Raw genomic sequence first — 24,993 nt, forward strand, 5'->3', positions numbered from 1 at the left:
CGTCAAGGCTGTCCCATGCTGCGCTTTTCGACCACCAAGGTCGTCATCATGCTCGCCGTCACGGCTTTCGTCTGCCTTCTGGCAGTGCCGAACCTGATGGCGCCCGATACCCGCACCGCGATCCGCCAGGCCGTTCCGGGCTGGGTGCCGTCGTGGCTTGTGCCGACGCAGGCCATCGTGCTCGGTCTCGATCTGCAGGGCGGCTCGCACGTGCTGCTCGAAGTCGATTCGAACGACCTCGTGCGCTCGCAGGTGGCGACGCTGCGCGACGACGTGCGGCGCGTCCTGCGGGAGACGCGGGTTGCGCCGCAGGGCGGCATCGTGGCGATGCCGCGCGGCGTGCAGCTGCGCCTCGCAGACGCGGCGGACGTCGAGAAGGTGATGCCGCGGCTGCGGGAGCTGTCGCAGCCGATCAGCAACGCGATCATCGGCCAGACGGGCGAGCGCAATATCGACATCACGACGAACGGCGATTCCATCCAGCTCACGCTGAGCCAGGCCGGCGTCGACGAGCGCGTGCGGCGCGCCGTTGATCAGGCCATCGAGGTGCTACGCCGGCGCGTCGACGCCCTCGGTACGACCGAGCCGAATATCCAGCGCCAGGGCGCGGACCGCATCCTGGTGCAGGTGCCGGGCCTGCAGGATCCGCAGCGGCTGAAGGAAATCCTCGGCCGCACGGCCAAGTTGCAGTTCCGCTTCATGGCCGAAGGTGGGGCGAGCCCATCGGAGGTCGAGATGATGCCGTCGCGCGACAGCGGCGGCCAGATGATGCCGGTCGAGCGCCGCGTCATCGTCGAGGGCGAGGACCTCACCGATGCGCAGCCGGCCTTCGACCAGCGCACCGGCGAGCCCATCGTCAATTTCCGTTTCAATGTGCGCGGCGCCCAGCGCTTCGGCCAGGCGACGAGCGAGAACGTCGGCCGCCCGCTCGCCATCGTGCTCGACAACGAGATCATCTCCGCGCCGCGCATCCTGCAGCCGATCACCGGTGGTTCGGGCCAGATCTCGGGCAACTTCACGGTGGAGCAGGCGAACAACCTCGCCATCCTTCTGCGCGCCGGCGCGCTGCCGGCGAAGCTGACCATTGTCGAAGAGCGTACGGTGGGGCCGGGGCTCGGCCAGGATTCGATTGAGGCCGGCAGGCTCGCGGCCATCGTCGGCACGATCCTCGTCGCCATCTACATGATTGCCTGCTACGGCCTGTTCGGCGTGATGGCCAATATCGCGGTGCTCATCAACGTCATCATGATCCTGGGGCTTCTGTCGGCGTTGGGAGCCACGCTGACGCTGCCGGGCATCGCCGGCATCGTGCTGACGGTTGGCATGGCGGTCGACGCGAACGTGCTCATCTACGAACGCATCCGCGAAGAGCGCCGGATGGGGCGCTCGGTCATCTCGGCGCTCGATGCGGGCTTCAGCCGAGCCCTGTCCACCATCGTCGATTCCAACATCACGACGCTGATTGCGGCGGTCGTCTTGTTCCTGCTCGGCTCCGGGCCGGTGCGCGGCTTCGCCGTCACCCTCTCTGTCGGCATCGTGACGACGGTCTTCACGGCCTTCACCCTGACGCGGCTGATGGTGGCGTTGTGGTTCCGCACCCTGCGCCCGACCACCATTCCGCTTTGATCTGCTGGACCGAGTGAACGAAAACCATGCGTCTCCTGCGCTATATACCGGACGACACCAAGTTCGGCTTCATGCAGTATCGCCGGATCAGCTTTCCGCTGTCGGCGGTGCTGTCGGTCCTGACGATCGTGCTCTTCTTTGCCGTGGGCATGAATTTCGGCATCGACTTCCGCGGCGGCACGCTCATTGAGATGCAGGCGCGGAACGGCGTGGCTGACCCCGGCTCCATCCGCCAGACGGCGGGCGGGCTGGGCTTCGGCGACGTCGAGGTGCAGACCTTCGGCGGCCCCGACGAAGTGCTGATGCGCTTCGGCCTGCAGGGCGACAGCGAGCAGGCGCAGCAATCCTTGGTCAGCGCCGTGCGCGGCGCCTTCGAGGCCGACTATGAATTCCGTCGGGTCGAAGTGGTCGGGCCGCGCGTCTCGGGCGAACTCGTTCAGTCCGGCACGCTCGGTGTCGTGGTGGCGGTCCTTGGCGTTCTCATCTATTTGTGGTTCCGTTTCGAGTGGCAGTTCGCCGTCGGCGCGGTCATCGCCACGCTGCACGATCTCGTCCTGACCATCGGCTTCTTTTCGATCACGCAGCTCGAGTTCAACATGACCTCGATCGCGGCCATCCTGACCATCGTCGGCTATTCGCTAAACGACACGGTGGTGGTCTACGATCGCATCCGCGAGATGCTGCGCAAATACAAACGCCTGTCGCTGCCAGACATCATCGACATCGCCATCAATTCGACGCTCTCGCGCACGATCATGACGGCGACGACGACCTTCCTCGCCCTCCTGGCGCTTGCCGTCTTCGGCGGGGCGGTCATCGAGAGCTTCTCGCTCGCGATGATCTTCGGAGTCGTGATGGGCACCTATTCATCGATCTTCATTGCCGCCCCGGTGCTCATCTATCTGGGGGCGAAGGTCGGTGGCGAGGGGGAGGCCGGCGAGAAGACGCAGGCCTCCGCGCCGCAGGCGGCGCCCTGACGGGAATTGAGCACGATGGCCGAGCGGCGATACGAGGGCTTCGTACCCGGCCGGCACCAGATCGATGCCTATGGCAACGGCGGCTTCCGTTTTGCGGACATGTCGCACAAGGGCTCGGTCCTGGCGCTGCCTTCCGGCGTCAAGGCATGGGAGGCGACATCGGGTCAGGGGCTCGCCCCGGCCGACTTCCTGGCCGTGCGTGCAGAAGCGGATGACATCGAGCTGCTCATCGTCGGCACGGGCGTCGAGCTCGTGCCCCTCAGCGAGGCCGTGCGCTGGCACCTGCGCGAGCTGCGCATCGCTGTCGAGGTGATGCCGACCGGTGCGGCGGCACGCACCTACAACGTGCTGGTGGCCGAAGGGCGCAAGGTCGCTGCGGCGCTCGTCGCCGTCGCCTGAGCCACCGCGCTGCAGCCAGAAAGGGCCCAGCCGTGAATGACGCCGCCATGCCGAACGTCGCCTTCGCGCATTGCGCCGAGGAGGTCCGCGGTCACGATCCGGACCGGTTCTTCGCCAGCTTGTTCGCGCCGGCCGGGAAGCGGCCCTATCTCCACGCCCTTTACGCCTTCAATCTCGAGATTGCCCGCGTGCGGGAGGTGGTGAGCGACCCGATGCCCGGCGAGGTGCGCCTGCAATGGTGGCGGGACGAGCTCGCGGGACAGGCGCGGGGCGATGCCGAGGGCCATCCGGTCGCCGCGGCGCTGCGGGAAACCGTGGCCCGCTTCCGGCTGCCCGTCGAAGCGCTCGTTGCACTCATCGACGCGCGCAGCTTCGACCTCTACGAAGACCCCATGCCAAGCCTCGGCGACCTCGAGGGCTATTGCGGCGAAACCGCATCGGCGCTGTTCCGCCTCGCATCGCTCATCCTCGCCGATGGCGGCGAGGCCGGGCCGGCCGATGCGGCGGGCCATGCCGGCGTCGCCTACGGCATCACCATGCTGCTGCGCGCCTTCCCCTGGCATGCGGCGCGCGGCCAGCTTTATCTGCCGGCGGATGTCCTTGCCCGTCACGGCCTTTCCCGCATGGAGGCTCTGGCGCGTGACGAGGCGGCGCGGCTCATGCCGGTTCTCGCCGAGATGCGGGCGCTCGCCGAGGACCACTGGCGGAAGGCGCTCGCCTTCATCGCCGAGGTGCCGGGTGCCGTGCGCCCCGCCTTCCTGCCGCTGGCCGTGGTCGCGCCGTATCTCGCGCGGATGGAGCGGCCCTACGATCCCTTCCGCGACCTTGTCGAGGTGCCGCAATGGCGCCGCCAGTGGGCGCTGTGGCGCCTGGCGCGGCGGCTCGGCTAGAGCCGGATCCGACCAGACTGGTCGACCTGATCGACGAATCCGGCCCAAACTCCACAAAGGATCCTATTCGGCGGCCTGACGGTCTCGCCCGTCAAGCCAGGCGGCAAGGTCCGTCCGCGCGCGGTCGGTCAGCGCCTTCTTCTTGGCGACCGCCTTGTCTTTGCCGCGCAGGCGCCGTCCGTCCGTGCCCTTCGGCGCGGTATCGAGCGGCGGGAAGAGGCCGAAGTTGATGTTCATCGGCTGGTAGGACTGCGGGCCGCCGTCGATGGTGGCGATGTGGCCACCGGTGATGTGGTTGACGAGGGCGCCCAGCGCCGTGGTCGCCGGCGGCGGGTTGAGTGCCTCGCCGAGCCGCTCGGCGGCGGCGAAGCGGCCGGCGAGAAGGCCGATGGCGGCGCTTTCGACATAGCCCTCGCAGCCGGTGATCTGGCCGGCGAAGCGCAGGCGCGGCTCCGCCTTGAGGCGCAATGTGCCGTCGAGCAGCCGAGGCGAATTGATGAAGGTGTTGCGGTGCAGGCCGCCGAGGCGGGCGAATTCCGCGTTCTCGAGGCCCGGAATCATGCGAAAGATGCGTGTCTGTTCGGCATATTTCAGCTTCGTCTGGAAACCGACCATGTTGAACAGGGTGCCGAGCGCATTGTCCTGCCGCAGCTGCACCACCGCATAGGGGCGCTCGTCCGGTTTGTGCGGGTTGGTGAGGCCGACCGGCTTCATGGGCCCGTAGCGCAACGTCTCGCGGCCGCGCTCGGCCATCACCTCGACGGGCAGGCAGCCGTCGAAATAGGGCGTGTCCTTCTCCCACTCGCGAAAATCGGTCTTCTCGCCGGCCAGCAGCGCATCGACGAAGGCCTCGTATTCCTCGCGTGTCATGGGGCAGTTAAGATAGTCGGCGCCGGTGCCGCCGGGGCCGGCCTTGTCGTAGCGCGACTGCGCCCAGGCGACCGACATGTCGATGCTGTCGCGGTAGACGATCGGCGCGATCGCGTCGAAGAAGGCGAGTTCGCCCTCGCCGGTGAGGGCGCGCACGGCCTCGGCGAGCGCCGGCGAGGTGAGGGGGCCGGTCGCGACGATGACGCTGTCCCAATCGGCCGGAGGCAGGCCGGCGATCTCCTCGCGGGCGAGGGTGACAAGCGGATGCCCGGCAAGAGCCTCGCTCACAGCCCGTGAGAAGCCGTCGCGATCAACGGCGAGCGCGCCGCCAGCCGGGACCTGGTGCGCATCGCCCTTGGCCATGATGAGGGAGCCGAGCGTCCGCATCTCCTGGTGCAGGAGACCCACGGCATTGCTCTCGGCATCGTCGGAGCGGAAGGAGTTGGAGCAGACGAGTTCGGCGAGGCCGTCGGTCTTGTGCGCCGGCGTCATGCGTACGGGGCGCATCTCGTGCAGGACGACGGGCACGCCGCGCGAGGCGATCTGCCAAGCGGCCTCCGAACCGGCGAGGCCGCCGCCGATGACGTGAATGGGTGTGATCGTGGTCATGCCGCCTATGTGTCCGCAGGCCGGGCCCGCGTCAAGGCGCGCGCCGAGGCCTCGAAAACACGAACGCCCGCTCGTGGCGGGCGTTCCGAACAGACGGTCCGGTGGATGGGCGCAGCTGGCGAAGCCGCCGCGGTGCTCATCCTCAGACGGCAGCGTGCTTCTTCGCGACGAAGGGAATGTCCCAGCGCGAGATGCCGAGGTCGTTAAGCTCGCGGTCGGTCAGACGCGACAGCTCACGGACGGTCTCGCGGTAGCGAATGTACGCCTTGATCTTGGCGAGGATGTAAGAAACGAACATGGGGCTCTCCTATTCTTGCGGTCGCGAACTGCTTGTTGCGCCGAACTGGACACACACTAGTTGTTGCGATGCAGCATATAAGTGCGGCAACGCACATTGAGGAGAGGCAAGTTCGTATGACAGACCCGCGCCGCCTGCATAACGGTGCGGCAAACCTGTCAAGATTCAGGCACCGTTATGCCCTCTGCGTGGGCAACTGGCCGATTCGAGCCTATTCGGCAGCTTGTTTGCGGCTGCGAAGAGGCCGGCGCTCCAGCACCTCGGCGAGGAAGCGGCCGGTATGGCTCGCCGCAACCTTGCAGATCGCCTCCGGCGGGCCCTCGGCCACGATGGTGCCACCGCCGTCGCCACCCTCCGGGCCCATGTCGATCACCCAGTCGGCGGTCTTGATGACCTCGAGATTGTGTTCGATGACGACGACGGTGTTGCCCTGGTCGACGAGCTCGTGCAGCACCTCGAGCAGCTTGGCGACGTCGTGGAAATGCAGGCCCGTCGTCGGCTCGTCGAGGATGTAGAGCGTGCGGCCCGTGGCGCGTTTCGACAATTCCTTCGACAGCTTGACGCGCTGGGCCTCGCCGCCCGACAGGGTCGTCGCCTGCTGGCCGACCTTCACGTAGTCGAGCCCGACGCGTGCCAGCGTCTCCATCTTGTCACGGATGGCGGGCACCGCCTTGAACAGCTCCTTCGCCTCCTCGACCGTCATGTCGAGCACGTCGGCGATGGACTTCTCGCGGTACTTCACCTCCAGCGTCTCGCGGTCGTAGCGCTTGCCCTTGCAGACGTCGCAGGTCACGTAGACGTCGGGCAGGAAGTGCATCTCGATCTTGATGACACCGTCGCCCTGGCACGCTTCGCAGCGGCCGCCCTTGACGTTGAAGGAGAAGCGCCCCGGCTGGTAGCCGCGGGCCTTCGCCTCCGGCAGGCCTGCGAACCATTCGCGGATCGGCGTGAAGGCGCCGGTATAGGTCGCCGGGTTGGAGCGCGGCGTGCGGCCGATCGGCGACTGGTCGATGTCGATGACCTTGTCGAGATGCTCCAGCCCCTCGATCGCATCGAAGGGGGCGGGATGCTCGATGGCGCCGTTGAGGCGCCGCGCCACCGCCTTGTAGAGCGTGTCGATGACGAGGGTCGACTTGCCGCCGCCGGACACGCCCGTGACGCAGGTGAAGAGGCCGAGCGGCACGTTGGCCGTGACGTTCTTGAGGTTGTTGCCGCGGGCGCCGGCGAGCTTGAGCATGCGGCTCTTCTGCGGCTTGCGCCGCTTCGGCGGCACGGGCACCGAGAGACGCCCGCTCAGATATTGCCCGGTCAGCGAATTCGGATCGGTGATGATGTCCTCGGGCTTGCCCTGGGCGACGATCTCGCCGCCATGGATGCCGGCGCCGGGGCCGACGTCGACGACATGATCCGCCGTCAGGATCGCGTCCTCGTCGTGCTCCACGACGATGACCGAATTGCCGAGGTCGCGCAGGCGGCGCAGCGTGCCGAGCAGGCGCTCGTTGTCGCGCTGGTGCAGGCCGATGGAGGGCTCGTCCAGCACGTAGAGCACGCCCGTGAGGCCGGAGCCGATCTGCGAGGCGAGGCGGATGCGCTGGCTCTCGCCGCCCGACAGCGAGCCCGAGCCGCGCGAGAGGGTGAGATAGTCGAGCCCGACGTCGAGCAGGAAGGTGAGGCGCTCGCGGATCTCCTTGAGGATGCGCCCGGCGATCTCGTTCTGCTTGTCGCTTAGCCGGTCGGGCAGCGTCTCGAACCACCTCCTGGCCTCGGCGACCGACATCTGCGCCACCTCGCCGATGTGCCGGCCGTCGATCTTCACCGCCAGCGCCTCGGGCTTGAGGCGGTGGCCGCCGCAGGCGCCGCAGGGCGTCTCCGACATGAACCGGCCGATCTCCTCGCGGGCCCAGTCGCTCTCGGTCTCCTTCCAGCGGCGCTGCAGGTTGTTGACGACGCCCTCGAAGGGCTTCTTCACCTCGTAGGAGCGCAGGCCGTCGTCATAGGCGAAGCGCACGGCCTCGTCGCCGGTGCCGTAGAGGATGATGTCGCGCGCCTTCTCGGGCAACTCGTCCCACGGCTTCGAGACCGGGAAGTCGAAGTGCCTCCCCAGCGCCTCGAGCGTCTGGCCGTAATAGGGCGAGGTGGACTTCGCCCAGGGTGCGATGGCGCCGCCGCGCAGGGTCAGCCGCCCGTCCGGCACCACGAGGTCGGGGTCGATCTGCATCTCGTGGCCGAGGCCACCGCAGACCGGGCAGGCGCCGAAGGGATTGTTGAAGGAGAAAAGGCGCGGCTCGATCTCGGGGATGGTGAAGCCCGAGACAGGGCAGGCGAAACGCGAGGAGAAGACGAGGCGCCGCGCCTCGCCCTTGTCGTCCTTCTCGTCCGCGAATTCCATCACGGCGATGCCGTCGGCGAGCTCGAGCGCCGTCTCAAGCGATTCCGACAGGCGCGCGGCGATGTCGGGCCGCACGACGAGGCGGTCGACCACCACGTCGATGTCGTGCTTGAGCTTCTTGTCGAGCGCTGGGGCCTCGGCGATCTCGTAGAACTGACCGTCGATCTTCACGCGCTGGAAGCCGCGCTTCATGAAATCGGCGAGCTCCTTGCGGTACTCGCCCTTGCGACCCCGCACCACGGGGGCGAGGAGATAGAGACGGCTCTTCTCCGGCAGGGCGAGCACGCGGTCGACCATCTGGCTGACCGTCTGGCTCTCGATCGGCAGGCCGGTGGCCGGCGAATAGGGTACGCCCGCGCGCGCCCACAGGAGGCGCATGTAGTCGTAGATCTCCGTGACCGTGCCGACGGTGGAGCGAGGGTTCTTCGAGGTGGTCTTCTGCTCGATGGAGATGGCGGGGGAGAGCCCGTCGATCTGGTCGACGTCCGGCTTCTGCATCATCTCCAGGAACTGACGGGCGTAGGCGGAGAGCGACTCGACATAGCGGCGCTGGCCTTCGGCATAGATGGTGTCGAAGGCGAGCGACGACTTGCCGGAGCCGGACAGGCCCGTGAAGACGACGAGCTTGTCGCGCGGGATGGTGAGGTCGACGTTCTTGAGATTGTGCTCGCGCGCACCACGGATGGTGATGGTGCGGGTGGCGGCCGCCTCGGCGGCATGGTCGAAGAGATCGTCGATGGGAGCCATGGATCACAAACCGGCTGAGCCGCGCCGAAGACTCGACGCTGCAGAAGAAGAGCAGTCACCGCACCACATGCGGGTTCCTGAGAACCCAGGAAACGCCGTCCTGCAGGGCATGCACGGCCGCATCCCTTCCGAAACGGCAATCGGGCCCGCAAGCGAACCCGATATAATGCGCCTCACGGCGATTGCCCACTGGAACCGGGTCGCCGCCGGCAGGCGCGGCCGGCATTCCTGCCCGCGTTGCTCGGCACGCCGTTGCAAAGGGCGGCTTGCACATTGCGAGTCGGAGCGATAAGAACATAGCAAGAACGATGAGACATGCAACTGTGGACAAGCCGTCATCCCGTCCGCCCGCCGCTATCAGGCGCCGGGGCGGCTCTGGTTTAAGGTCGGTGTCGAAACGAGCGGAGGTGGAGGTATGGCGGGCAGCGTCAACAAGGTGATCCTCATCGGCAATCTGGGACGCGACCCGGAAGTGCGCACGTTCCAGAACGGCAACCGCGTCTGCAACCTGCGCATCGCGACCTCAGAGACGTGGCGGGACAAGACGAGCGGCGAGCGGCGCGAGAAAACCGAATGGCACACGGTCGTCATCTTCAACGAGAACCTGCTGCGCGTGGCCGAGCAGTATCTCAAGAAGGGCTCGAAGGTCTATATCGAAGGTCAGCTCGAAACCCGCAAGGCGACCGATGCCTCGGGCGGGGAACGCTATTTCACCGAGGTTGTGCTGCGCCCGTTCCGCGGCGAACTGACCATTCTCGACAGCCGCGGCGGCGGCGGCGAGATGGGTGAAGACGGCGGCGGCTTCGGCGGCTCGCGCGGCTCGGATTTCGGCCGCGCCTCGCCGATGGAGCGCAAGCCGGCCGCCTCGGGCAGCACAGGCGGCTACTCTGGCGATCTCGACGACGATATCCCCTTCTGATAGCAAGGGTTTCACCGATGCTCGGGCGACGCAGGCATCCGCCGACGTCGCCCGAAGTGCGTGAGAGACGAAGGACCGGGCGGCGATGGCGAGCGAGTACGATACGGATGCGATGGTAGCGGGCCTGTCGCGCTGGGTGCTGGAGGAAAGTCCGACCCGCGATGCGGCGGCCGTCAACCGCATGATCGACATCGTAGCCGCGGAGGCGCAGGGGCTGCCGATCGCGGTGGAGCGGCTGCCCGGCAAGCAGGGGCTCGGCGACACACTCGTCATGCGCGCTGGCCCGCGCACGGATGCCAAGGGCATCCTCATCATGTCTCATGTCGACACCGTGCATCCCATGGGGACCATCGACGGGCCGCTGCCGCTGCGGCGCGACGAGGACAAGCTCTACGGGCCGGGCATCTATGACATGAAGGGCGGCGCCTATCTCGCCCTTGAGGCCTTCAAGCGTGTGGCCGCGGCGGGATCGGCACTGCTGCCGATCACCTTCCTGTTCACGCCCGACGAAGAAATAGGCAGCCCCACGACGCGCGAGATCATCGAGGATCAGGCCCGCCGGGCCTCCTATGCGCTGGTGACGGAGCCGGCGCGCGACGGCGGCAAGATCGTTACCGCCCGCAAGGGGGTGGGGCGCTTCGACGTGCGCATCGAGGGGCGGCCGGCCCATTCCGGCACGAGCCACCAGCTCGGCCGCAGCGCCATCCGCGAGGCGGCGCGGCAGATCCTCGACATCGAGGCGATGACCGACTACGGGCGCGGCATCACCACCACGGTCGGCCTCGTCTCCGGCGGCACGGCGGCCAACGTCATCCCGCACTTCACCTATTTCTCCGTCGACCTCAGGGTGATCGAGGATGCCGACGGTGTATCGGCGAGCGAGAAGATCCTCGCCCTCAAGCCCTACGATCCGGATGTGAAGCTGACGATCACGGGCGGCATGAACCGCCCGGCCTATGTGAAGACCGACGAGATCGGCCGGCTGCTCGCCCATGCGCAGCATCTCGCCGCCGACATCGGTTTCGAGCTCGCCGATTCGCCCATGACCGGCGGCGGCAGCGACGGCAATTTCACGGCGGCGCTCGGCGTGCCGACCCTTGACGGCCTCGGCATCGACGGCGAGGGGGCGCATACGCTCCACGAATACGGCCTCATTTCCTCGCTCGCACCGCGCGGGCAGTTGATGCAGCGCCTGCTCGAAACGCTCGCCTGAAGGCACCGTTGCGCCTGCCCGGCAGGCTCCGGGCAAGCCTCGCCCCGCAATTTCGTCTCCGATGCGGCTTCACTCCCGTCGGCGTCCGGCCGGCGGGTTCTTGTGGCGTGCTTGCCGGAGGCGGGTCGGCTCACCGGCAAAGCTTGGGACGAGACGTCTGAGCATGGACGTGGAACGGGCATCGAAGCGCACGGCCGGGCAGGCGGCCCGCCAACGGCTGGAGGACGAACTTGCCTTCGTCGGTTTCGACCGCAAGGACCGGGAGCGGCTGCGGCAACTGAAGCCCGTGGTGGCGGAGGAACTGCCGGCGATTCTCGACGCGCTCGTCGATCATCTCGGCACCAGCGGCGTGGCGGGTGAGCTCTTCACGCGCAAGGACGTGCGCCGCAACATCCGCACCGTCCTCATCGCGCACTGGTTGCGCGTCTGCGATGCCCGCTTCGACGACGGCTATCGCCAGTCGGTTGGAGCGGTGGCGGAGATGTATGCCAGCCTCGGCCTGTGTCCGCGCCTCTGTCTTGCCGGCTATGCCCGTACCACGAGCGCCCTGACCCGCTCTGTTACCCGGGCGATCCTGCGCTCCCGGCATATCTGGGGCCACAATAGTCTCGGCGCCAATCTCGACCTGGCGCTCGACGCGCTGATCAAGGCCGCGATGTTCGATCTCGACCAGTGCATGGCTGCCATGGAAGCGCGCCGGAAGAGCGCGGAAATGACGCAGCGCGAGACACTTGCAGCGGAATTTGAAACTATGGCTTCAGGTCTGGCCGAAGCTGTGTCACTCGCCTCAAGCGACGTGGCGGCTGCGGCCGAGAGGCTCGTTGCCGCAGCCGGGCAGACGAGCCAGCGCTCCCATCAGGTGGCGGCGGTGGTCGAGGACGCCGGCGCGGGTGCTTCCGCGGTCAACGAGGCGGCCGATATCCTGCGGCAGGCGATCGCGGAGGTGACACGGCGCGCGGGCGAAGCCGCCCAATCGGCCAGCGAGGCGAGCGGGCAGGCCGGGCGCACGAGCGAGACGGTCGGCGCCCTGTCGGAGGCCGCGCGGCGCATCGGCGAGATCCTCGGCGTCATCGAGGCGGTCGCCAAGCAGACCAACCTGCTCGCCCTCAACGCCACCATCGAGGCAGCGCGGGCGGGCGAAGCGGGGCGTGGCTTCGCCGTCGTGGCGGCCGAGGTCAAGCAACTCGCCCAACAGACGGCGCGTGCGACGGACGATATCGCTGGCCACATCCGCGATATCCAGGCCGTCGTCGGTCGCGCCGTGGACGATATCGGGGCGGTGAGCGCCTGCATCGAGGGGGTCAATACGGCCTCCGCCTCAATCTTTTCTGCCGTCGAGCAACAGAGCGTCGGCGCGGCTGCCATCGGCACACACACGGGCCGCGCCAGCGAAGGCGTGCACCGGGCGAAAGACGAGCTATCGCAACTGGTGGCCGATGCCAATACGGCCGGGCGTCTGGCGCAGGAGGTTGCCGAGGCCTCGCGCGCGCTTCTCGCCCGTGCGGACGGCTTCAGGGGAGAGGCTGCCCGTCTTCTGTCGCAGCTGCGGGCCGCCTGAGCGATCATGCGCACCAACGGGGCCTCGACCGCGGCGCCATGCTGCGTTATCGACAGCGGAGAGGGAGGAGGCGTCGATGAGAGCGTTGCGTTGTGACGAGCCGGGAAAGCTCAGCATCATCGAGCGGGACGAGCCGGTTGCCGGCGAAGGCGAGGCGCTGGTGCGCATCCGCCGGGCGGGCATCTGCGGCACCGACTATCATATCTTTCACGGCAACCAGCCCTATTTCAGCTATCCGCGCGTGATCGGCCACGAGCTCTCCGGCGAGATCGTGACGGCGCCGGAGGGCAGCGCGCTCCGGGCCGGCGAGATCGTCTCCATCGAACCCTATCTTTATTGCGGCGCGTGCCGGGCCTGCCGCCTGGGGCGCACCAACTGTTGCCAGCGGCTCGAGGTGCTCGGCGTGCACCGCGACGGCGGCGCCTGCGACCACATCGCCGTGCCGGTGCGCAATGTCGTCCCCGCCGGCGGACTCGGGCTCGACGAGGCGGCGATGGTCGAGTTCCTCGCCATCGGCGCCCATGGGGTGCGCCGCTCCGGCGCCGGTGCGCAGAGCCGCGTGGCCGTGGTCGGCGCCGGCCCCATCGGCATCGCGGCGGCGATCTTTGCCAAGGCGCGCGGCGCGGACGTGTCGGTGATCGACATGAATGCCCGGCGGCTCGCCTTCTGTGCCGACGAGATCGGCGTCGACAGCGTCTACGAGGTGTCGGCGGATCTCGACGAGCGTCTCGATGCCGCGACGGACGGCGAGTTCTTCGACGTCGTCTTCGACGCGACCGGCAGCCCCGCGGCGATGATGAAGGGCTTTTCCCTCGTCGGACACGGAGGCAGCTATGTGCTGCTCTCCATCGTCAATGCCGACATCACCTTCAACGATCCCGCGTTCCACAAGCGCGAGACGACGCTGCTCGGCAGCCGCAACGCGACGCGGGAGGATTTCGAGACGGTGCTTGCGACCATGCGCGCCGGCAAGGTGCCGACCCGCGCCCTCGCAAGCCACCGGGGCAGCCTCGACGAGGCGCCGCAGCTGGTGCGCGCCTGGTCGAAGCCGGAGGCCGGTGTCATCAAGGGACTCATCGAGATCTGACGCGCCCCGTAAGGCCGCGGCCTCGTGGCCGGCCGCGGTCGTCATCCGCGTCGAGATGGCGCCGTGCAGGCCGCAGAGGGCCTGGGCAAAGGCCGCTTCACGGGCGATCCGAACCAAAGGCGCACCAGCGCGTTGTATCGCTGCGAGCAGGTTCGGATCCGGCCGGGCCGGCCTCGCCCGAGGTGATGCACCGATGGGAACAGTCGGCCTCGACCGTGCAACGAGTGCACCCGCTCGCAGCAAGGCGCTGCGCGACACGGGCCGCGCGCTCGGCGGCGCGTTGATCTTCTCCCTGCCAATGCTCATGACGATGGAGATGTGGTGGCTCGGCTTTGCCATGGACCGGCTGCGCCTCGCTCTCCTGCTGGTCGTCTGCCTGCCGCTGCTCATCCTCCTGTCGCGGCGGATCGGCTTCGAGACGACCCGCGCCTGGCGCGAGGATGTGGCCGATGCCCTCTTTGCGCTCGGCATCGGCATGGTGACGAGCGCCGTCGCCCTCGTTGTGTTCGGCGCCATCGGCCCGGGCATGTCCGTTCATGAGATCGCCGGCAAGATCGCCATCCAGGTGGCGCCCGCGAGCATCGGGGCGCTCCTAGCGCGCAGCCAGTTCGGCTCCGAGAGGCGGGGGGAGGAAGACCGGCAAGAGAGTTACTGGGGCGAGATGTTCCTCATGGCGGTGGGTGCCCTGTTCCTGGGCTTCAACGTGGCCCCGACGGAGGAGATGATCGTCATTTCCTACCGGATGACGCCCTGGCACGCGGTGGCGCTTGTCCTGCTCTCGCTGTTCGTCATGCATGGCTTCATCTTCGCCGTGGGCTTCAGGGGCGGCACCGAGCTCACACCGCAGACGCCCTGGTGGAGCGCCTTTGTCCGTTTCACGCTGCCAGGCTACATGCTCGCCATGTTGGTCAGCCTGTACATCCTGTGGACCTTCGGCCGCACCGACGACACCTCGCTCGAACAGGTCATCACCGCGACGATCGTGCTCGGCTTTCCCTCTTCCGCCGGCGCCGCGGCTGCCCGGCTCATCCTTTAGGAGGGCAGGCTGATGCGGACGAACGGAAAGGGCAAGGCCGGCGCTACCGCGAGCTACGAGAAGGCGCTCGAATGGGTCGTCGGCGGCGTCGCTTTCTTCTTTGTCGTCGTGCTGCTGGGCTATCTCTTCGGTCTCGGCGCCTGGGTGGACGGGCAGCCGCCGCGCTTCGCGATCATGGTGGAGAACGTCGAGCAGATCGGCAACGTCTATCAGATGCAGGTGGTGGTAACTAACGAGGGAGACGTCACCGCATCGGACGTGAGGCTGCGCGCGGTGCTGCACCAGGACGTGGGTCCGGACGAGGCGAGGGAGCTGCGCTTCGACTACCTGCCGCAGCGGTCGCAGCGGCGCGGCGCCTTCGTCTTCGAACGGGATCCGCGCAGCGGCGTGACGGTGGACTTGTCCGTGACCAGCTATGTCGAGCCGTGAGATGGGGTGCCGGTCACCGTGGAACGGATTTGGGCAGGGACGCTGTCGGAAAAGTCTCGGTCCGCTCGATGCAGCTCGAGGCCGACTGCTCGTCGAGCTCTTCCAGCAGCCGCAGCCGCGCACGGCTGAGTCGGCTCTTCACCGTGCCGAGGGCACAGCCGCAGATCTCGCCCGCTTCTTCGTAGCTCATGCCGAGAACGCCCACGAGCACGATGATCTCGCGGTGCTGGGGCGGCAGGCGCTGGATGGCTTCATAAAGCTCGCGCCCGCGGGTCGACCATTCCTGCGTCGCGTCGACGCGCAGGCGCGTCGACGCGCAGTCGCTCACCCCCGGGGCCTCCCGTCGGGCAAGCTTCGCCTGCGTGTAGAACGTGTTGCGCATGATGGTGAACAGCCACGATTTCAGGCTGGTGCCGGCTTCGAACTGCTCGATCTTGGCGAGAGCCTTGGTCAAAGTCTCCTGTACGAGGTCGTCAGCATCGCTGGTGTTGCGGCAGAACGTGCGCGCGAAGGCACGCAGGGCAGGAATGAGCGCGACGATCTCGGAGCTAGATTGTTGGTGCGAGGCGTGTCCTTTCTCGAGCCTTCGGTCAGGCTGCATGGCGATTGCCTCCGCAGAATCGTGTGCTGGCATCCGAGCCGCCCCTCCGGCCCGTCCTCTTGGGACAATGTTCGCCCCGTCCGATAGTTCCGCGATCTCGGGGAAAAATCGATGCCGCCGAGGCGCTGGTCTCGGGCTGGGGGCGGGTTGGGCCGGCGGGGCAAGGCGAGCCGGTCGTCGCCGCGCTATACGATCGATCCGGGGAACTGGTTCATGACGAACCGGCTGCGGTCGAAGCCGTGTTGCGCAGCGCCAGCTTCGTCATCACCGACCCGCTGGAGCGGCGTTATCTCTTCAAGGCGCGGTCAACGGCACGACGCGACCGAACGGCCGCTGTCTTGGCCGCCCTGACGGCAGTCGACACCGCCGTAATCTCGTCAACCCTGGTCCTTCTCGCGCCGCTGCCTCGTCAGCGCCTCCTGGAGCTCGAGGGCAAGCACGAGCAGTCGCTCGGGCACCGGTTCGCGCTCGATTTCGTCGAGCAGCAACCGGATGTCTCTCGCGCACGTCGCCGAGGCAGTCGGTTCCTTCATGTGCTTGCCGATATTCTCGCCCATGACGGCCCTAACAATTGTTAATCACATGAGCCTCGCCCCTTGCCGTCGCGATTGCAAGCGAAACATCACCATTTGACAGAGATTTCAAGGTGTTCCGATCTGTCGGCTGGTATCAGGAGAAGGCGCGCCGCGGGTTCTGGATCGGCGGATCGCCCGGTGCCAGAGGGCCGGACCGTCCGTTTCGTCGGAATTGCGACCAAGCCCGCCGCCCAGCAGGCTATGGGGCTTCGGCTCCTCCACAGGCGGATGGGCAGTGGGCGGGGAATCGGAGTGGGCGACTGGGGTGCGGAGGCCGAGCCCGGGCGGGGATGGGCCCATCTCGCGGGGGCGGATCTCCGGGACAGGCAGACGAAGGTATGATGCATTGGCATGCTTCGCTTCCTTCACGATCGTGGCGGCGGCGCGTGTCGGCGCGGAGAAGCTCGCGGCCCTAACCGTCGACGCGGCGGCCTGTTCCAGCCTCGGTTGCGGGACGGGCGCAGGCTATGAGGCAGTCGCCTGTATCCGTCCCGAGCGAGCCGTGGCTGCGCCGGTCATCCGTGTCGACTGGCCGCCGGCCGGCGATCGCTGCGCCCGTAGCGTCTCGCCCGTCTCGTAGCCGGCGCCGAAGGGGCGGGAGAAGGAACATCCGCGCCGCGAAGCCGTTGAGGGAAAGGACCATTTAGCAGGGATCAGCCGAGGAGCAGGCCATGGCCGAGCGCCCGGTCTGGAAGGGCCAGCTGCGTTTGTCGCTCGTCTCCATTCCGGTGGAGATGTATTCGGCGACGAACACGTCGGCGCGCATCTCCTTCCGCCAGATACACAAGCCCTCGGGCAAGCGCGTGCAGTACCAGAAAGTCGTGCCCGGCGTCGGACCGGTGAAGAACGACGATGTCTGGAAGGGCTACGAGGTCGAGGACGACGAATATGTGCTGATCGATCCGGATGAGATCGACGCCATCAGGCTCGAGACGAAGAAGACGCTCGAGCTCGTGCATTTCGTTGATGTCTGCGAGATCCCTCCGCTCTACTTCGACCGTCCGTATTTCCTCGCCCCCACCGACGAACTGGCGGAAGACGCCTTCCGGGTGGTGCGTGACGCGCTCGCGGAGACGCGCAAGGCGGGGCTCGGCCAGCTCGCCATGCGCGGCCGGGAATATCTCGTCGCCGTGCGGCCGTGCGGCAGCGGCCTTTTGGCGGAGACGCTCCACTACGAGGAAGAGATTCGCAAGACCGACGCCTTCTTCTCCTCGATCTCGCGCAAGGCCGCCGAGAAGGACCTGCTCGAGGTCGCCAAGCAGTTGATTGACCGCAAGAGCGGCCCCTTCGACGCGAGCGCCTTCGAGGACCGCTATGCCGAGGCCATCCGGACCCTGATCGACGAGAAGGTCAAGGGGCGCAAGCCGAAGCGCGTGAGGGCCGAGGAGGAGGCCCGGCCGCGCGGCGGCAATGTCGTCGACCTGATGTCGGCCCTCAAGGAGAGCCTCGAGAAATCCGGCACGCAGCCGTCGTCGCCGAAGAAGCGGCCGGCGCAGAAGAAGCCGGCCGGGAAGGCGGCCCCGGCCTCGCGGCGCAAGAAGTCGGCGTGAGGGGCCCATGGCCGAGGTGCGGCATCTGCTCAGGGAATACCGGGAGCGGCGGGATTTCACCAGGACAGCCGAACCCGACGTCACGGCCGAGGCCCGCACCGGCGAGGGGCTGCTCTTCGTCGTGCAGAAACATGCCGCGACGCGCCTCCACTACGATTTCCGCCTCGAATGGCAGGGTGTTCTGAAGAGCTGGGCGGTGACGCGCGGCCCGAGCCTCGACCCTGCCGACAAGCGGCTCGCGGTGCGGACCGAGGACCATCCGCTCGCCTATGGCGACTTCGAGGGCATCATTCCCAAGGGCCAGTACGGCGGCGGCACGGTCATGCTGTGGGACCGCGGCACCTGGGAGCCTGTCGGCGACCCTGACGAGGGCCTGCGCCGCGGCAAGCTGACCTTTCGCCTTCACGGCGAGCGGCTGTCGGGCGAATGGGCCCTCGTGCGCATGGCGCCGAAGCCGGGCGACAAGCGCGAGAACTGGCTGCTGATCAAGCATCAGGAGGAAACCTCCGGCCGGCGCCGCCCGCCGGACATTCTGACGCGCCATACCCGCAGCGTCGCCTCCGGGCACACGATGGAGGAAATCGCCGCTGAGGGGCGCACGATCGCCCCCGAGGATGTGGCGCCGGAGCGACGCGCCCGGCGGCCGGCGGCGAAGGCTGCGGAGAAAAAGGCCCGCAAGGGCGGCCGGGGCGGGCATGCGCTGCCGCGCTGGGTGGAGCCGCAGCTCGCTACGCTGGTCGACGCCGCGCCCGAGGGCGGGCAATGGCTGTCGGAGATGAAATACGACGGCTACCGCGCCCTGGTCGCCATCGGCGGCGGCACCTGCCGCGTCTATACCCGCAACGGCAAGGACTGGACCGATCGCTTCCCCGAGGTCGCGCAGGCGGCCGGCCGTCTCGACACGTCGGGCACCCTGATCGATGGCGAGATCGTCGCCTTCGACGAGAAGGGCAAGACCGACTTTTCCACCCTGCAGGCGGCGTTGCAGGAGGGCAGGAGAGGACTGACGTTCTTCGCCTTCGATCTCCTGTGGCTCGACGGCGAGGACGTCCGCGGGCGTCCCCTCACCGAGCGCAAGGACCTGCTGCAGCAGCTCCTCGGCGAGGCCGGGCCGCCGCTCATCTATTCGACGCATGTCGTCGGCAACGCGTCCGAGGTGAACCGGCGGCTGTGCGCGGCCGGGCACGAGGGAATCGTCGCCAAGCGGGCGGAGGACGCCTACCGCTCCGGCCGCGGGCGCAGCTGGCTGAAGGTGAAATGCGGAGCGCGCCAGGAGTTCGTCATCGGCGGCTATAGGCCGAGCGACAAGAAGGGCCGCACCGTCGCCTCGCTGCTGATCGGCGTCAACGAGGGAGGCAAGCTCGTCTACAAAGGACGGGTGGGGGCCTTCGAGGGCGACCATCTGGCGCGGCTGGAGCAGCTCCTCGCCAGCCGCGGCCGCAAGACCTCGCCCTTCGCCGAGCTGCCGCGCGATATCGCTCGACGGGCTCGCTTCGTGCGGCCGGACATCGTCGTCGAAGTCGGCTTTACTGAATTCACGCGCGAAGGCGCCGTCCGCCACGGCGTTCTGAAGGGCATCCGCGAGGACAAGCCGGCGCGCGAGGTGGTGTTGGAGACACCCAGGGGGACGGCCATGCAGGAGCACGAAGCGCGGGATGTCATCGCCGGCATCAGGCTGTCCAACCCGGACAAGGTGCTCTTCGCCGAGCAGGGCGTGACGAAGGCCGATCTGGCGGCCCATTACGAGCGCGTGGCCGGGCGGATCCTGCCCTTCGTCTCGGAACGTCTTCTCAGCCTCGTGCGCTGCCCCGAGGGGGCCGGCACACAGTGCTTCTTCCAGAAGCACGGCAACAAGACCGTGGCCCGCGAGCTCAAGCGCCGCGAGATCACCGAGAGCGACGGCGAGCGCGGCGTCTATCTCTATGTCGACGACCTCGCGGGTCTCGTCGCCGGCGTGCAGATGGGGACGCTCGAATATCACATCTGGGGCTCGCGCATCGATCGCCTCGACCAGCCGGACCGGCTGGTCTTCGATCTCGATCCCGACGAGGGGCTCGACTTCGCCGCCGTGCGCGCCGCCGCCTTCGACCTGCGCGAGCGGCTCGCGACGCTCGGCCTTCAGACCGTGCCGCTGCTGACCGGCGGCAAGGGCATCCATGTCATCGCCCCCCTCGTGCGCCGGGCGGACTGGCCGATGGTCAAGGCCTTCGCCCGCGGCTTCGCCCGGCTCATCGCCGGGGAAGAGCCGGACCGCTATGTCGCCCAGGCCTCGAAGGCCAAGCGCGCCGGCCGCATCTTCGTCGACTGGCTGCGCAACGAGCGCGGCTCCACCGCCATCGCGCCCTATTCGACGCGGGCGAAGAAGAACGCGCCGGTCGCGACCCCTGTGGGCTGGGACGAGTTGCGGACCATCGACACCGCCCAGGCCTTCACCATTGCCGACATGGAGAGACGCCTGTCGATGCCGGATCCCTGGGCGGGTGAAGCCGAGGGGCGCCAGGCGATCACGAAGACCATGCTCGGGAAGGTGGGTGCCGAGGAGGGCTGAGAAGGTCCGGGCCGCGTCATCGGGCCGGGGACAGTCCGCTTGGGGAGTGGTTGGGGGGCACACGCGCGTCTCCGGGCGCCCTTTCGCAACGGCCCGCAAGCAAGGTGAGTCCCATGAAACGGGCACGACCGACGCAGGTGCTGCCGCCCGAAGCGCCGGGACCGTGGAGCGTCTGCGGCGCTACATCGACCTCGGAAAGACGGGGGACAAGGTGCCCTTTCCCGACCCCGCAGCCGCGCCGCTCGGCACCGACGACGAGGCGGCCGGAACGCCCACCACGGCTGCGGAAGTGCACTCGGAGAGTCGCACGTTGACGCCGCAGCCGCACAGCCGCCGCGCCATCATCGTCGCGGCCGGGATCGCGGGCGCGGCGGTCGTCTTCATCATGCTGTCGCGGCCCTCGGGTGAGGAGCCGCGACAGGCCGTGGGCGGGGCGTGATTGGGTGTCGCTTCAGGCCGGCACCGCCGTACTTCGAGACAGCAGGCGCCGGAAAAAGGGGCCCAGCCGGCGTCCGCTACATCGCAGACCAGGGGAAGGGGATGGGGGCGACGCACCACCGCCGGCTGGACGTCAACCAACGATCGATGACGGGCATTGTTCCGCTCCGCGACTAAAAATCGCATAAAAATTTCTGCGGGTCGCCCGGCGGCAGGCTCTCTGGGCTTCGGAACCTTTCCGGCCCCGTCAAGGTTCGGGGGCATTCACGGTGGCGGCCCGCGACAGCGTGCAGAGCGGGCTGTGCCGGACCTCAAGGAGACCAAGAAGGGTACGGACAATGCCGAGAGAACGATCCCCCTGGTACGGCGACGACCGGGAGTATTTCGAAACCGACGACCTGCGCTATCGCGACCGTGACTACGGGCCGATGAGCGAGGATGAATGGGCGCGGCAGGTGCGCCGCAACAACCCCTACGAGGACTATTACGAGCGCCGCTACGGCCGTGGCTACAACGAGTGGCCGCGCCGCGACCCGCGCTATGACCTCGCCCCGACCGGGGCCGGGCGCTATTCGGCCCTCTATGAGGGCACCTACGGCACCGGCGGGCGCCGCCAGCGCCAGCCCTACGGCGGACGGGAACACTACGCGCGCGACTATCATGCCCGCCGGCCCGAGGAGCGCGACTTCTGGGACAAGGCGAGTGACGAGATCTCGTCCTGGTTCGGCGACGAGGAGGCCGAGAGGCGGCGGCGGCAGGACCAGTACCGCGGTCACGGCCCGAAGGGCTACACCCGCTCGGACGAACGCATCAAGGAGGATGTGAGCGACCGCTTGAGCGACGACCCCTCGCTCGATGCATCGGGCATCGAGGTGAGTGTCGAATCGCATGAGGTGACCCTCTCCGGCGAGGTCTACAGCCGTTACGACAAGCGGCGGGCCGAAGATATCGCCGAGGACGTGTCGGGCGTCACCCATGTCCAGAACAATCTGAGGGTGAACGCCAGAGCGACGGGCCCGGACACGGGCGTGAACACGACCTTCTGACACTTTCCGGATCGGCAGCCCGCCGTCCTGCGCCGGCCGGCTCGCGGCCGGCGCTTTCGTGAGACGCCATGCTCGCCCATGCGCAAACGGCTTCCGTCCTCCCGCCCGATCCGCCTGCGAGCGCGGAGGCCGCCGATCTTCTCTACATCAACGACGGGGAGCCGGGCATCCGGCGCAGGCGCGCCGGGCGCGGCTTCTTTTATGTCGATGCCGCCGGCCGGCGTGTCGAGGACGAGGCGACGATGGCGCGCATCCGTAGCCTCGCCATTCCGCCCGCATGGACCGACGTGTGGATCGCCCCGACGGGCCGCGGCCATATCCAGGCGACGGGGCGGGACCAGCGCGGCCGCAAGCAATATCGCTATCATCCGCTCTGGACAGCCTGCCGCGACGAGGTGAAATACGCGACGCTCGCCGCCTTCGCCCGCGCCCTGCCGCGGATGCGCCGGCGGGTGCGGCGCGACCTCGCGCTGAAGGGGGTGCCGCGCGAGCGGGTGCTGGCCGCGGTCGTATGGCTGCTCGACCGCGCCATGATCAGGATCGGCAACGAGACCTATCGGCGCCAGAACAAGAGCTTCGGCCTGACCACGCTGCGGGCGCGCCATGTCGCGGTGCGCGGCGCGTCGCTGCGCTTCGCCTTCCGCGGCAAGTCCGGCAAGGAATGGAATCTCGGGATCGAGGACCGGCGCATCGCCAAGGTGATCCGCAGCGTCCAGGACCTGCCGGGGCAGCATCTCTTCCAGTATCGCGACGAGGACGGCAGCCGTCGCCCGGTCTCTTCTCAGGACGTGAACGACTACATCCGCGCCGCGAGCGGCGGCGAGCCCTTCAGCTCCAAGCAGTTCCGCACATGGGGCGGTACGGTGCTGGCTGCCCGCCTCCTCTCGGGGACGCCGCTTCCGGTAACGAAACGTGAAAGGGCGCGGAGCCTCAACGAGGTGATCGACGCCGTGGCCGCCCAGCTCGGCAACACGCGGGCGATCTGCCGGCGCTGCTACATCCATCCCGGGCTGATCAGCGCGTGGGAGGACGGCCGGCTCGCCGAGGAACTCGCGAATGCGCGCGCCGGGCTCGGCCGCACACCCGCGGGGTTGGCACGCGACGAGGCGGCGGTCCTCGCCTGGCTCGATCGGCAAGAGGGATAGACGGCCTCAAGCGAGCTACATGAGGAGGGGCCCGCCAACGGCACGACGGGCACGGCAATGCGGTACGCGCGATCACATCCTGCGCGCTGGCTGCCGGCGTTGCCGCTTTCGCGATCACGTGCCACGGCGCCAATGACATTGGCGTGAAACGAACCTTGCCCGGCGCAGACGCCGGCTCCATGGGTCGCAAGTGCCGGTACGCCGCTTGGGGCGGAAGCGTCGGCCTCACGACTGGCGGCTTTGAGGGCCAGTCTGCCGGCTGATGGCAATGGCCTCGCCGATGACCTCGGGATCGCCGATATGGTTGATGAGCGCCAGGACCAGGCGGGACCAGGTCTTCAGGCTTTCAGCCTCGCTCAAGCCATCGTGCAGACGCACGAGCCGTTCGTAGATGTCGTCCGGGTTGGACAGGTTGGGGGCGGTGATCAGTTGCGCCATGTCTCTCGTCCCATGTCTGCCGCGCGACCCATGGCGCGGGCGAGTGCTGCTGCGATCTTCGTCGCATCCGGCCGTTTCCAGCGGGCCGCGACATACTGGTCGGGACGCACCAGGCAGGCGGCTCCCTCCTCAAGCGACAGGCGGTCGGCGGCCATCCCGGTGACGGGCACGACCCGCAGCCCGGCCGGTACGTCGCCCCGCCAGCCGCGGGTCAGGAGTACAAAGTCGTCGCCCAGCTGATCTAGCAGCCAGCCGTCGCCGTGGGGGGCGTCCAGCATCGGGCTGCCGGGGGGCACGCCGCCTCGCCAGTCGTCCTCGTCCTGGGTCGAGAGCCGGCTTGCGGGATAGCTCACCGGCGTCGACAGCCGGCCGGAGTTCACGAAGGGGCGGGCGAAGGCATGGTCATGCGCCAGTTCCAGCACCGCATCGCGCAGCGCCCGGCTCGCCGTCGATTTCGGCGTCAGGAAATCGGTCGATCGGGTCGAGTTCAGGATGTTCTCGTCCGCCGTGACGGTCGCCTCCTCGTTATAGGTCTCGATCAGTTCCTCGCCGGCCTTGCCGCGCAGGACGAGATCGAGCTTCCAGCCGAGGTTGTCGATATCGGCGAAGCCGCCGTTGCAGCCCCGGGCCCCGAAGGGCGAGACGAGATGGGCTGCGTCGCCGGCGAAGATGGTCCGGCCGTGGACGAAGCGTGCCATGCGGCGGCACTGGAAGGTGTAGACGCTGTACCATTCTCGCTCGAAGGCGACGTCCTCACCGAGCATGGCGCGGATATAGGGCTCCACGTTCTCGGGGCGGATGGCCGCCTCGCGGTCGATGTTCCAGCCGAGCTGGAAGTCGAGCCGCCAGACGTCGTCGGGCTGGCGGTGCATCAGTGCCGACTTGCCGGGGTTGAAGGGCGGATCGAACCAGAACCAGCGCTCGCAAGGCATCTCGCGGTTCTTCATGCGGATGTCGGCGATCAGGAAGTTGTCCTCGAAGACGCGCCCCTCGAAATCGAGCCCCAGCCGATCGCGCACGGTCGAGCGCGAGCCGTCGCAGGCGATCAGCCATTCCGTCCGGAGCCTGTAGCGACCGTCGGCGGTCGCGATCTCCAGCGCGACACCGTCGTTCGCGGGCTTAACGCCCTCGACCGTGTGGCCCCAGCGGATCTCGACATTGGGCAAGGCGCTGAGCTCGTCGAGCAGATATTCCTCGAGATAGTACTGCTGGAGATTGATGAAGCCGGGACGCTTCTGGTCCTTCACCGGCAGCATGTCGAACTGGTAGACGGGGGTATCGTTCGCGCCCCAGAAGACCTTGCCGACATTCCAGGTCACGCCCTTTTCCACGACCGGGTCGCCCACGCCGAGGCGGTCTAGAATGTCCAGCGAGCGCTTTGAGAAGCAGATCGCTTTCGAGCAATGCGCGATGTAGTCCAGCTTGGTCACGACCGTCACCGGATGGCCGCGGCGGCCGAGGTCGAGCGCCATGGCAAGGCCCACCGGCCCGGCCCCAACGATCACGACGCGGGCGCGATCCTCTGGTGCGGCGGGGGCAGGGGTGGCGCCGATCTTCTTGTACACGGGGATGCCCTGAGCATTCACCATGATGTCCTCCCGACCA

At 67.9% G+C, this 24,993-nt stretch carries 22 protein-coding genes; 15 read left to right on the forward strand and 7 right to left on the reverse strand.

Annotated elements, in window-relative coordinates; translation table 11 throughout:
- Positions 1-15: 15 nt before the first annotated feature.
- Genes secD through ASC46_RS04685 form a run of 4 tightly spaced genes read left to right on the forward strand, consistent with a single transcriptional unit; the run spans position 16 to position 3,892 of the window.
- Positions 16-1,626, forward strand: coding sequence for a protein translocase subunit SecD (secD, locus tag ASC46_RS04670; protein ID WP_055458138.1), 1,611 nt, complete (start codon positions 16-18; stop codon positions 1,624-1,626).
- 26 nt (positions 1,627-1,652) lie between these two features.
- On the forward strand, positions 1,653-2,603 hold the full coding sequence (gene secF / locus ASC46_RS04675) for a protein translocase subunit SecF (protein ID WP_055458139.1): 951 nt from the start codon (positions 1,653-1,655) through the stop codon (positions 2,601-2,603).
- Positions 2,604-2,618: 15 nt separating this feature from the next.
- Positions 2,619-3,002, forward strand: coding sequence for an Mth938-like domain-containing protein (locus ASC46_RS04680; protein WP_055458140.1), 384 nt, complete (start codon positions 2,619-2,621; stop codon positions 3,000-3,002).
- A 47-nt stretch (positions 3,003-3,049) separates the two neighbouring features.
- On the forward strand, positions 3,050-3,892 hold the full coding sequence (locus ASC46_RS04685; protein ID WP_055458141.1) for a phytoene/squalene synthase family protein: 843 nt from the start codon (positions 3,050-3,052) through the stop codon (positions 3,890-3,892).
- Between the two features lie 63 nt (positions 3,893-3,955).
- Here the strand turns inward: ASC46_RS04685 and trmFO are convergent, their stop codons facing one another.
- From trmFO to uvrA, 3 genes are all read right to left on the reverse strand, one after another.
- Positions 3,956-5,371 (reverse strand): methylenetetrahydrofolate--tRNA-(uracil(54)-C(5))-methyltransferase (FADH(2)-oxidizing) TrmFO, encoded by a 1,416-nt coding sequence (trmFO, locus tag ASC46_RS04690; RefSeq protein ID WP_055458142.1) that lies wholly within the window; start codon positions 5,369-5,371, stop codon positions 3,956-3,958.
- Positions 5,372-5,513: 142 nt separating this feature from the next.
- A complete protein-coding gene (locus tag ASC46_RS20740) occupies positions 5,514-5,669 on the reverse strand; it encodes a DUF1127 domain-containing protein (protein ID WP_019401899.1) in 156 nt (51 codons plus the stop codon).
- A 211-nt stretch (positions 5,670-5,880) separates the two neighbouring features.
- Positions 5,881-8,805 (reverse strand): excinuclease ABC subunit UvrA, encoded by a 2,925-nt coding sequence (gene uvrA / locus ASC46_RS04695; protein ID WP_055458143.1) that lies wholly within the window; start codon positions 8,803-8,805, stop codon positions 5,881-5,883.
- A 415-nt stretch (positions 8,806-9,220) separates the two neighbouring features.
- Between uvrA and ssb the strand changes: the two genes are divergently transcribed.
- The 6 genes from ssb (at position 9,221) to ASC46_RS04725 (ending at position 15,047) form a co-directional block, all read left to right on the forward strand.
- The gene (ssb, locus tag ASC46_RS04700) at positions 9,221-9,724 is read left to right on the forward strand and encodes a single-stranded DNA-binding protein (protein WP_055458144.1); all 504 of its coding nucleotides are present in this window, start codon (positions 9,221-9,223) and stop codon (positions 9,722-9,724) included.
- Positions 9,725-9,809: 85 nt separating this feature from the next.
- Positions 9,810-10,937: a M20 family metallopeptidase gene (locus ASC46_RS04705; RefSeq protein ID WP_055458145.1), complete on the forward strand. Its 1,128-nt coding sequence runs from the start codon at positions 9,810-9,812 to the stop codon at positions 10,935-10,937.
- Positions 10,938-11,100: 163 nt separating this feature from the next.
- Positions 11,101-12,495 (forward strand): globin-coupled sensor protein, encoded by a 1,395-nt coding sequence (locus tag ASC46_RS04710; RefSeq protein ID WP_055458146.1) that lies wholly within the window; start codon positions 11,101-11,103, stop codon positions 12,493-12,495.
- Between the two features lie 76 nt (positions 12,496-12,571).
- Positions 12,572-13,582: a zinc-binding alcohol dehydrogenase family protein gene (locus ASC46_RS04715; RefSeq protein ID WP_055458147.1), complete on the forward strand. Its 1,011-nt coding sequence runs from the start codon at positions 12,572-12,574 to the stop codon at positions 13,580-13,582.
- A gap of 193 nt (positions 13,583-13,775) precedes the next feature.
- Positions 13,776-14,618, forward strand: a complete 843-nt coding sequence (locus ASC46_RS04720; RefSeq protein ID WP_055458148.1) for a TIGR02587 family membrane protein — start codon at positions 13,776-13,778, stop codon at positions 14,616-14,618.
- Positions 14,619-14,630: 12 nt separating this feature from the next.
- Entirely contained in the window at positions 14,631-15,047 is a 417-nt protein-coding gene (locus ASC46_RS04725; RefSeq protein WP_055458149.1) for a hypothetical protein, read from the forward strand.
- A gap of 13 nt (positions 15,048-15,060) precedes the next feature.
- On the opposite strand, the gene ASC46_RS04730 is transcribed toward ASC46_RS04725, so the two are convergent.
- Together ASC46_RS04730 and ASC46_RS04735 are read right to left on the reverse strand one after the other, a co-directional pair.
- Entirely contained in the window at positions 15,061-15,648 is a 588-nt protein-coding gene (locus tag ASC46_RS04730) for a sigma-70 family RNA polymerase sigma factor (protein WP_055458150.1), read from the reverse strand.
- A gap of 377 nt (positions 15,649-16,025) precedes the next feature.
- Positions 16,026-16,205 (reverse strand): hypothetical protein, encoded by a 180-nt coding sequence (locus tag ASC46_RS04735; RefSeq protein ID WP_055458151.1) that lies wholly within the window; start codon positions 16,203-16,205, stop codon positions 16,026-16,028.
- Between the two features lie 689 nt (positions 16,206-16,894).
- On the opposite strand from ASC46_RS04735, the gene ku reads away from it, so the two are divergent.
- The 5 genes from ku to ASC46_RS04770 all read left to right on the forward strand — a co-directional run bounded on the left by ku (position 16,895) and on the right by ASC46_RS04770 (position 22,950).
- The gene (gene ku / locus ASC46_RS04750) at positions 16,895-17,773 is read left to right on the forward strand and encodes a non-homologous end joining protein Ku (RefSeq protein ID WP_055458154.1); all 879 of its coding nucleotides are present in this window, start codon (positions 16,895-16,897) and stop codon (positions 17,771-17,773) included.
- Positions 17,774-17,780: 7 nt separating this feature from the next.
- Positions 17,781-20,321: a DNA ligase D gene (ligD, locus tag ASC46_RS04755; protein WP_055458155.1), complete on the forward strand. Its 2,541-nt coding sequence runs from the start codon at positions 17,781-17,783 to the stop codon at positions 20,319-20,321.
- A gap of 163 nt (positions 20,322-20,484) precedes the next feature.
- On the forward strand, positions 20,485-20,760 hold the full coding sequence (locus ASC46_RS04760) for a hypothetical protein (protein WP_055458156.1): 276 nt from the start codon (positions 20,485-20,487) through the stop codon (positions 20,758-20,760).
- A gap of 337 nt (positions 20,761-21,097) precedes the next feature.
- On the forward strand, positions 21,098-21,805 hold the full coding sequence (locus tag ASC46_RS20745) for a BON domain-containing protein (RefSeq protein WP_082464700.1): 708 nt from the start codon (positions 21,098-21,100) through the stop codon (positions 21,803-21,805).
- A gap of 68 nt (positions 21,806-21,873) precedes the next feature.
- Positions 21,874-22,950, forward strand: coding sequence for a DNA topoisomerase IB (locus ASC46_RS04770; RefSeq protein ID WP_055458157.1), 1,077 nt, complete (start codon positions 21,874-21,876; stop codon positions 22,948-22,950).
- A 225-nt stretch (positions 22,951-23,175) separates the two neighbouring features.
- Here the strand turns inward: ASC46_RS04770 and ASC46_RS04775 are convergent, their stop codons facing one another.
- Together ASC46_RS04775 and ASC46_RS04780 are read right to left on the reverse strand one after the other, a co-directional pair.
- Entirely contained in the window at positions 23,176-23,388 is a 213-nt protein-coding gene (locus tag ASC46_RS04775; RefSeq protein ID WP_055458158.1) for a DUF2783 domain-containing protein, read from the reverse strand.
- Entirely contained in the window at positions 23,376-24,977 is a 1,602-nt protein-coding gene (locus ASC46_RS04780; protein WP_055458159.1) for an FAD-dependent oxidoreductase, read from the reverse strand. The genes ASC46_RS04775 and ASC46_RS04780 overlap by 13 nt, the downstream gene beginning before the upstream one ends.
- Between the last annotated feature and the right edge of the window lie 16 nt (positions 24,978-24,993).

It is taken from the genome of Chelatococcus sambhunathii (assembly GCF_001418005.1).
GTDB classification, from domain to species: domain Bacteria; phylum Pseudomonadota; class Alphaproteobacteria; order Rhizobiales; family Beijerinckiaceae; genus Chelatococcus_A; species Chelatococcus_A sambhunathii.

Coding starts and splice junctions, on each gene's coding strand:
- secD (WP_055458138.1), top strand. CDS start 16: ATGCTGCGCTTTTCGACCACCAAGGTCGTCATCATGCTCGCCGTCACG.
- secF (WP_055458139.1), top strand. CDS start 1,653: ATGCGTCTCCTGCGCTATATACCGGACGACACCAAGTTCGGCTTCATG.
- ASC46_RS04680 (WP_055458140.1), top strand. CDS start 2,619: ATGGCCGAGCGGCGATACGAGGGCTTCGTACCCGGCCGGCACCAGATC.
- ASC46_RS04685 (WP_055458141.1), top strand. CDS start 3,050: ATGCCGAACGTCGCCTTCGCGCATTGCGCCGAGGAGGTCCGCGGTCAC.
- trmFO (WP_055458142.1), bottom strand. CDS start 5,371: ATGACCACGATCACACCCATTCACGTCATCGGCGGCGGCCTCGCCGGT.
- ASC46_RS20740 (WP_019401899.1), bottom strand. CDS start 5,669: ATGTTCGTTTCTTACATCCTCGCCAAGATCAAGGCGTACATTCGCTAC.
- uvrA (WP_055458143.1), bottom strand. CDS start 8,805: ATGGCTCCCATCGACGATCTCTTCGACCATGCCGCCGAGGCGGCCGCC.
- ssb (WP_055458144.1), top strand. CDS start 9,221: ATGGCGGGCAGCGTCAACAAGGTGATCCTCATCGGCAATCTGGGACGC.
- ASC46_RS04705 (WP_055458145.1), top strand. CDS start 9,810: ATGGCGAGCGAGTACGATACGGATGCGATGGTAGCGGGCCTGTCGCGC.
- ASC46_RS04710 (WP_055458146.1), top strand. CDS start 11,101: ATGGACGTGGAACGGGCATCGAAGCGCACGGCCGGGCAGGCGGCCCGC.
- ASC46_RS04715 (WP_055458147.1), top strand. CDS start 12,572: ATGAGAGCGTTGCGTTGTGACGAGCCGGGAAAGCTCAGCATCATCGAG.
- ASC46_RS04720 (WP_055458148.1), top strand. CDS start 13,776: ATGGGAACAGTCGGCCTCGACCGTGCAACGAGTGCACCCGCTCGCAGC.
- ASC46_RS04725 (WP_055458149.1), top strand. CDS start 14,631: ATGCGGACGAACGGAAAGGGCAAGGCCGGCGCTACCGCGAGCTACGAG.
- ASC46_RS04730 (WP_055458150.1), bottom strand. CDS start 15,648: ATGCAGCCTGACCGAAGGCTCGAGAAAGGACACGCCTCGCACCAACAA.
- ASC46_RS04735 (WP_055458151.1), bottom strand. CDS start 16,205: ATGGGCGAGAATATCGGCAAGCACATGAAGGAACCGACTGCCTCGGCG.
- ku (WP_055458154.1), top strand. CDS start 16,895: ATGGCCGAGCGCCCGGTCTGGAAGGGCCAGCTGCGTTTGTCGCTCGTC.
- ligD (WP_055458155.1), top strand. CDS start 17,781: ATGGCCGAGGTGCGGCATCTGCTCAGGGAATACCGGGAGCGGCGGGAT.
- ASC46_RS20745 (WP_082464700.1), top strand. CDS start 21,098: ATGCCGAGAGAACGATCCCCCTGGTACGGCGACGACCGGGAGTATTTC.
- ASC46_RS04770 (WP_055458157.1), top strand. CDS start 21,874: ATGCTCGCCCATGCGCAAACGGCTTCCGTCCTCCCGCCCGATCCGCCT.
- ASC46_RS04775 (WP_055458158.1), bottom strand. CDS start 23,388: ATGGCGCAACTGATCACCGCCCCCAACCTGTCCAACCCGGACGACATC.
- ASC46_RS04780 (WP_055458159.1), bottom strand. CDS start 24,977: ATGGTGAATGCTCAGGGCATCCCCGTGTACAAGAAGATCGGCGCCACC.